Genomic DNA, 7,797 nt, shown 5'->3' with positions numbered 1-7,797 from the left:
CCTTGTAGCCGCCGCTGGTGTACGTGGCGCTGGACACTGCGTCGATGTCGGCACTGCCCGCCGCGACCGCGGCCTGGTTGAGCTTGGGCACCGCGTCTCCGCTGCCTCGGCGGCGGCCGCCTCCGCCGCCACGTACACCCGGGCGTCCGCGTGCCGGGGCAGCACCCGCAGCCGCAGGCCCTCCTCGCGGAGGGCATCCATGGGGAGCCGGTCCAGGGCGATCTCCCAGACCCGCCCCGCGGCGAACTGGTCCGCCACGAGTGTGTCCCCCACGTACGCCCGCGCCACGTCTCCGGTCCAGTGGACGCGCAGCAGGGTGCCCGGGATCGGAAGGCCGTCCGGCAGGGCGACGGCGTACTCGGCGGCCGTCGCCGTGTCGAAGTACTTGTCCGCCGGCGCGCTCGCCCGGCCCAGCACGCCCGTCACCGGCTCGGGCGCCGGTCCCGCGGCGGCCCGGACCAGCGTCGCCGACGCCTCCACGACGGCGTGGCGGCCTCCGCCCTGCACGGTGTAGCGCGTGAGCACCCCGTCCGCCGTCTCCCGAACGACGGCCCCGGTCACCCCGGTCGCCGCCCCCACCTCACTCGCCTCCGTCACCACCGGCGCCCGCTCCGGCGCAGGCAGCACCGCGAACGACGGTTCCCCGGCCAGCCGGCTGTGCACCCGCACCTCGCCCTGCCCCTGGCCCTGCCCCTGGCCCTCCTCCTGTCCGTCCTCCTGCCCATCCCCCCGCCCTCGGCCGTCCCCCGCCTGCTCGTCGAAGACGACACCGTCGGGGCAGAGCACCAGCCGCTCCGCTCCCCACGCGACACCCCGGTAGGCGGTACGGGCCGTCGCCGCGTCCAGGACCAGGAGGCCGACCCGGTTGCCGTCCGTCGTGATGACCTCGACGAGGGCGTCGGTGCCGGGCCGCAGCCCGTTGATCAGGACGCGCCCACCGGCCGAGGAGACCCGCCGTGTCGGCGCGTAGACCGACCTCAACGTGCTTGCGTCCAGGGCGAGTTCGGGGGCGATCCCGTCGACGGCGGCCAGCACCAGGACCGTATGGCCGTCCGCGTCGACCGTGCAGACGGGCTGGGCGGTGGCCCAGTCGAGCCGCAGTCCGGCCACGTCGAGCCGTAACGGCCAGCAGAAATAGGCCCCTTGAGGGACCGTCACGGGTGCGCTGGGAAACGTCAGTTCACCGGCGTCCGGGAACTCCACCGTGAACGACGTGTCCGGATGGTCCGGCAGCGGTTCGTGCGGCTGATGGTTGTTGACGAAGAGGAAACCGGACTGCCCGTCCGCGCGGACCGCCCACCTGAGCGTCTCCCGGTCGTACTGCCCGGCCGGGCGCCGCTCGGGAAGCACGGACTCCATGGGCGCGATCAGATGGCCGAAGTCGGCCAGCATCAGGTGCTGGAGCCGGAGTTCGTCGTACGAGGGCCGGTACTGCCCGTACTCCCCCAGCGGGGCCTGGAAGTCGTACGTGAGGACCGGCAGGTCGTTGGGACAGCCGGTGGCGTGGGACTCCTGAAGGGTCGTCAGCTCGCCCGGCGGATTCGTACCGCCGTGGAACATGTAGTAGCCCTGCCACACCGAGCCGCAGCCGATCTTGGTGAGGCCGAGGGCGCCCACGTCGGCCGTGTCGACGTACGGGCGACGGTGATAGGCGACCGCCATGCCGCCGCCCAACTCACAGGTGGCCCACGGGAATCGGTCCGTGGGTGCCGGTTCACCGCCGCGTACGACGATCGGTCGCAGGTCCGCGCCGATGCCCTCGTCGTCGCGCTGGTGGGTGAAGAAGAAGTGCTTGCGGCAGGTGTCGGGCCAGCCGCCGTCCGCCTCCGTCCAGAAGGTCTCGGGGTAGCCACCGTAGAGCGGAAGCAGTTCGTCGGGCGGGAGTTGGACCCCGCCCCACGCCGTCGACGTCCAGAGCGGGGCGCTCAACCCGGCCTCCTGTGCCATGCGCTTCAGCGTCAGCAGATGGCCGGGCTGGTCATAGAGCTCGTTCTCGATCTGGATCGCGACGATGGGGCCGCCGTGCGCGCGGTCGTGCCCGCGCAGCTGCCCGGCGATCGCCCCGAACCAGGTGCGTACGGGGGTCAGGTAGGCCGGATCGTCCGTGCGCGGAGTGCAGGCTCGGGCCAGCAGCCAGTCGGGGAGGCCGCCGTTGCGCACCTCCGCGTGGGACCAGGGGCCGATGCGCGGGATGAAGTCCAGGCCGTGACGGCCGCAGAGTTCGGCGAAACGCCGCAGGTCCCTGTCCCCGTCGAAGCGGATGCGGCCCTCGGCCTCCTCGTGGTGGATCCAGATGACGTAGCTGGCGACGGCCGTCACCCCGCCCGCCTTCATCTTCAGGAGTTCCTCCTCCCAGTCCCGGGCCGGGTAGCGGGTGTAGTGGAACTCGCCGGAGACCGGGAACCACGGGCGGCCCCCGCGGGTGAGGCAGCGGCTGGTGACCTCGATCGGGTCGGGGACGCCGGGGGCGTCGGTGAAGGGGAGATGGCCTGCTAACGGAGGTGCGGCGGGTGCGGGAACGCGCAGGTGGTGGGACATCAGGGCTTCACCGGGCCGAGGTCGGGGGTGTCGGTGAGGAGCGCGCGCGGGCCGGTCGTGGCCTGGAGCTCCAGCAGGACCAGTTCGTTGGTGCCGCGGCGCAGTACGGGCGCCGGGACGTACAGCGTGCGCTGCGGGCCCCGGTTCCAGTAGCGGCCGAGGTGGAAGCCGTTGACCCAGGCCTGGCCCTTGGTCCAGCCGGGCAGGGAGAGGAACGTGTCGGCTGGTGCGTGGACCTCGAAGGTGCCGTGGTGGAAGGCGGGGCCGGCGTCCGCGGGCGCCTCGGCCGCCGGGACGAAGGGCACGGAGCCCAGGTTGTCGAGAGTCAGCGGATGGCAGTCCCAGCCCCGCAGAGCCGTGCCCTTGAAGGTGACCGGGCCGAGCAGCCCCTTCGGCGCGCCGATGCGCGGGCCGTAGTTGACGCCGCCCATGTTCTCGACGAGCACGTCGAGCGAGGCGCCGGCCCGCGGAACGCGCACGGGCAGGGCCTCCTCATGGCGTTCGCGTTCGAGCACGCCGACCGGGGCGCCGTCCACGAAGACCTGGGCGCGGTCGCCGACGCCGCCCGAGAAGTGCAGGAGTCCGTCGCCGTGGACCGGGACCGTGGTGCGGTAGAGGACGTAGCCCGACCGCAGGCCCAGCTCCTCCGCGGTCACCGGGTCGGCGTCGACACGGACGGGCTTGGCCAGGGCGGTCGCGTGCGGGAGCAGTGCTGCCCGGCGGTCCAACTCCACTGTGGTGAGCGGGAGTTTGCGGGCCGGTGCCGGGACCGGCTCGTCGGGGACGGGGGCGTGGCGGGCGATCACCTCGCGGAAGGCGTGGTACTTGGGGCCGGGGTCGCCGGACTCGGTGAGGGCGGCGTCGTAGTCGTACGACGTCACGATCGGCTCGTACGCGTGGTCGTGGTTCGCGCCGTTGGTGAAGGCGAAGTTGGTGCCGCCGTGGAACATGTAGATGTTCACGGACGCGCCCGCCGAGAGCAGCCGGTCGAGATCGGCGGCGGCATCATCGGCATCCCGCACGTGGTGCGGCTCGCCCCAGTGGTCGAACCAGCCGATCCAGAACTCCGCGCACATCAGGGGCCCTTCGGGCCGGTGTGCGCGCAACTGCTCCAGGGAGGGCGCGATTCTGCTGCCGAAGGTGCCGGTGCTGAGGACGCCGGGCAGGCTGCCGGCCGCCAGGTGCTCGGGGTTGGCCTGGTCGCAGGTGAAGAGGAGTTCGTCGATGCCGCGGGAGCGCAGGGACTGGGCGAGGTGTTCGAGATACGCGGTGTCGTCGCCGTACGCCCCGTACTCGTTCTCCACCTGTACGGCGATCACCGGGCCGCCGTTCGCGGCCAGTTGGGGCACGATCGGGGGCAGCAGCAGGTCGAGGTAGCGGTCGAGCGCGTCCGTGAAGCGGGGGTCGCTGCTGCGCAGCCGGATGTCGGGGTCGGTGGTCAGCCAGGAGGGCAGGCCGCCGCCGTCCCACTCGGCGCAGATGTACGGGCCCGGGCGCAGCAGGACGTGCAGTCCCTCGGAGCGGGCGAGGCTCAGATAGCGCGGCAGGTCGAGGAAGCCGTCGAGGACGAGGGTTCCGGGCTCCGGCTGGTGGAGGTTCCACGGTACGTACGTCTCCACCGTGTTGAGGCCCATCAGACGGGCCTTGCGGAGCCGGTCGGTCCACTGGTCGGGGTGGATGCGGAAGTAGTGCATCGCGCCGGAGATGATGCGGAACGGCTCGCCGTGGAGGAGGAAACCGTCGGACGACGTCGTCAGAGCGGACATGCGGGAACTTCCTTTCGGTTAGACGGAGTTCGGGCACGGAGTTCGGGCACGGAGTTCGGGGCGGGGACCGGCTGAGCCGGGCCGGGAGAGTCCTCGTCAGCCGACGTCGGAGTCGACAGCCCGCGTCGCACGGATCAGCCACACCGTCGCCGCCAGGCACAGCGCCGAGACCGCGCCCAGCAGGAGGGGCACCGCGCGGACGCCGGACCATTCGATGGCCTTGCCGAGCGCGGGTCCGGCCGCGACTCCGCCGACCATGGACGCGGCGATGACCACCGCTCCGGCCCTACGGGCCTTCGGGGCGGCCCTGTTGAGCCAGGGCAGCCCGGTGGGGAAGATCGGTGCGATGAACAGCCCGACACCGGCGTACGCGTAGGGGGCGAGGCCCGGTACGGCGGCCAGCAGCAGGCAGACCGTCATGCCGGCGCACGAGACGGTGATGATGGCCTGGGCGGAGTAGCGCAACGCGATGGGGGCCACGAGGAAACGGCCGACGGTCATCATCAGCCAGTACACGGAGGTTGCGGTGGCGGCGACCCCGGCGCCGTAACCGACGGTCTCCAGATGGGTGGGCTCCCAGCCGCCGACGCCCGCCTCGATGCCCACGTGCAGGACGTAGAGGGTGACGAAGACGGCGAGTACGGACCCGAGGCTGCGGCCGAGCACCTGCCGTCCGCCCCGCTCCCCCGCCGGTTCGCCGGTGGCGGGATGCGGCACATGGCCGCGTACGCCCCTGAGACAGAGCAGCAGCGGCAGGTTGGCTGCGGCGAAGACGAGGAAGACCGCCGGATAGTGCTCGGAGCCGACCAGGCCGATCAGGGCCGGGCCGAGGATCGCGCCGATGCCGAAGTGTGCGTTGAGGATGTTGAGCATGGCCGTCGAGCGATGGCCGAAGCCGACGGCGAACAACTGGTTGAGCCCGTAGTCGATGCCGCCGAAGCCCAGCCCGGCGAGCAGGGCCGCGGCCAGGGCGAGCGGCCAGTTCGGCGCCAGCGCGAAGCCTGCCGCTCCGACGCCCATCAGCAGATACGAGGCGCCGAGGATCTGCCGGTTGCCGAGCCGCCCGTACAGCCGGTCGAAGAGGAGGACCCCCGCGACCCCGCCGACGAAGTGGGCGCTCAGCCCCAGTCCGGCGGCCGAGGGCGAGAGCCCGAACTCCTCGCGGAAGGCGGGGATCGCGGGACCGTACAGCGCCTGGAGCGCACCGATGAGGACGAAGCCGACACAGGAGGCGACGACGGCCGCCGGGCTGAACACGGGCTTTTCCGGGACCACTTGGGCATGCTTCGGGACGCTCGCGACCGGTTGCGCGGTCGTCGGACCTGTCACGTGGTCACTCACGCGGGACTCCAGTGGACGGCCCACGCTCCCGTGGGCGACGAGCCGGCCCGGACGCCGGCGGCAGCGCTACGAGAACCATGATGTTACCGGTAACTCAAGCCGTCAAGATCTCCGCGGCAAGGCAGTGCGGGTGAGGTCGCGACCCGGGCGGGAGGTCGACCGAGGACGCCCGGAACCGGGTCAGGCCAAAGAGGCGCGCAGGGCGGCGTGGAGGCCGGCCGGGTCCGTCCAGTGCCGGGTCCTGGTCGGCGGCACGCGCCAGTGCAGGCCGGGGGCGTACGTACGGTGGCGCGGCGGGATGGCCACATGGGAGCCGGGGCCGAGGATCTGGGCCGGAGGGAGGTCCCAGTCGGCGGCCTCGCCCGGCGGGACGAGCCAGTAGAGGATGCCGCTGCCGCCGTAGCCGTCCTCGATGACGGCTCCCGTGCGCGGCCCGAGGTGTTCGAGGATGCTCAGGCCCGTGACGAGGGGAACCCGCACCGCGTCCCACCACTCGCCGGCCGGCATTGTCCGCACGTCCGGTCCGAGGGGACGTAGCCACCTGGGGACATCGCCGCTGGGCATGGTCCGGAACTCACCGCCTCTCGCACGGGAGCACGACCCTAGGGCGGACCCGGTTCACCAACTTGCCAGTACGCGTAGGGAACTTGTCGACATGCGCAGCACGTCTCGCGCGCTCTCGTTCGCGAACCCTACGGCCGCGTAACGTCACTCGCCGTATTGGTGTTCGAGCAGTTCGCGTTTCAGATACTGGGAGGCTCCCATGTCAGAGCAGGGCTCCATCGTCATCGACCCGTCCGGTCGCGACATCCACGGCGAGGCGACACGGATACGGGAGCGCGGTCCGGTGACCCGGGTCGAGCTCCCCGACGGTGTGGAGGCCTGGGCGGTCAGTAGTACGGACCTGCTGAAGAAGCTGCTCACCGACCCACGGGTCTCGAAGGACCCACGGCAGCACTGGCCGCTGTGGATCAACGGGGAGATCTCCCCGGAGTGGCCGCTGTTCACCTGGGTCGCCGTGCAGAACATGTTCACGGCGTACGGCGGAGAGCACAAACGCCTGCGGACCCTGGTGGCGAAGGCGTTCACCGCCCGCCGGACGGCCGCGCTCCAGCCGCGTGTCGAGGAGATCACCAAGTCCCTGCTCGACCGGATCGACGGGGCCGGGCGGCGGAGCGAGGTCGTCGATCTGCGCGAGGAGTTCTGCTATCCGCTGCCGATCCAGGTGATCAGCGAGCTGTTCGGACTGCCCGAGGAGAAGGGCGCGGAGCTGCGGGCCGTCGTGGACGGCATCTTCAACACCGCCGCCACGCCTGAGGAGGTCACGGACATCTATACGCGGCTGTACGCGGCTCTCGGTGAACTCGTCGCCGCCAAGCGGGAGTCGCCCGGCGACGACCTCACCTCCGCGCTGATCGCCGCGCGCGACGACGAGGGTGACACGCGGCTGAGCGAGCAGGAGCTGCTCGACACGCTGGTGTTGATGATCAGCGCGGGGCACGAGACGACGGTCAATCTCATCGACAACGCGATTCACGCCCTGCTGACCCACCCGGACCAACTGGCGCACGTCCGGGCGGGGCGGGCCACCTGGGACGACGTGATCGAGGAGACCCTGCGGGTGCAGGCGCCGGTCGCCAGCCTGCCGTTGCGGTACGCCGTGGAGGACCTGGCGGTCGGTGAGCTGGGCGGGCCCGAGGACGTGGTGATCCGCAAGGGGGAGGCGATTCTTGCCGCGTATGCCGCCGCCGGGCGTAACCCCGAGGACCACGGGGTGGACGCCGACCGCTTCGACGTCACCCGCCTGGGCAAGGAGCACCTTGCCTTCGGCCATGGCGTCCACTTCTGCCTCGGCGCGCCGCTGGGCCGTATGGAGGCCCGCATCGCCCTCCCTGCCCTCTTCGAGCGCTACCCCGACCTCGAACTGGCCTTTCCTGAGCAGGAGTTGACCCCGGTGGCCTCCTTCATCTCCAACGGCCACCGCTCCTTGCCGGTACGGCTGAACCCGACCGGCTGACGGGTCCTGCCGGGGGCCGGGCTGCGGGCCGGTGGGGGCCGGTCGCGCAGTTCCCCGCGCCCCTCAAGACACCGGTGCCGAGGCCGGTTCGTCACGTGCCGGCCCACCGCGGTTGCTCGCGCCGTTCCCCGCGCC

5 protein-coding genes are annotated in these 7,797 nt (G+C 71.7%); 1 reads left to right on the top strand and 4 read right to left on the bottom strand.

Annotated elements, in window-relative coordinates:
• From O3Q52_RS44215 to O3Q52_RS44200, 4 genes are all read right to left on the bottom strand, one after another.
• On the bottom strand, nt 1–2,538 hold a 2,538-nt coding region (locus O3Q52_RS44215), incomplete at its 3' end, for a beta-galactosidase (RefSeq protein ID WP_269654166.1).
• A complete protein-coding gene (locus tag O3Q52_RS44210; protein WP_269654165.1) occupies nt 2,538–4,304 on the bottom strand; it encodes a beta-galactosidase in 1,767 nt (588 codons plus the stop codon). The genes O3Q52_RS44215 and O3Q52_RS44210, both read right to left, overlap by 1 nt.
• 96 nt (nt 4,305–4,400) lie before the next feature.
• A complete protein-coding gene (locus O3Q52_RS44205; RefSeq protein ID WP_269654168.1) occupies nt 4,401–5,561 on the bottom strand; it encodes a sugar MFS transporter in 1,161 nt (386 codons plus the stop codon).
• A 264-nt stretch (nt 5,562–5,825) separates the two neighbouring features.
• The gene (locus O3Q52_RS44200; protein ID WP_269654167.1) at nt 5,826–6,152 is read right to left on the bottom strand and encodes a hypothetical protein; all 327 of its coding nucleotides are present in this window, start codon (nt 6,150–6,152) and stop codon (nt 5,826–5,828) included.
• A 256-nt stretch (nt 6,153–6,408) separates the two neighbouring features.
• Between O3Q52_RS44200 and O3Q52_RS44195 the strand changes: the two genes are divergently transcribed.
• A complete protein-coding gene (locus O3Q52_RS44195) occupies nt 6,409–7,662 on the top strand; it encodes a cytochrome P450 (protein ID WP_269654164.1) in 1,254 nt (417 codons plus the stop codon).
• Nucleotides 7,663–7,797: the final 135 nt, after the last annotated feature.

Source organism: Streptomyces sp. ActVer, from assembly GCF_027270795.1.
Lineage (GTDB): Bacteria > Actinomycetota > Actinomycetes > Streptomycetales > Streptomycetaceae > Streptomyces > Streptomyces umbrinus_A.
Note: the sequence above shows the minus strand (reverse complement) of the source record. Positions and strands in the feature narration are given on the sequence as shown.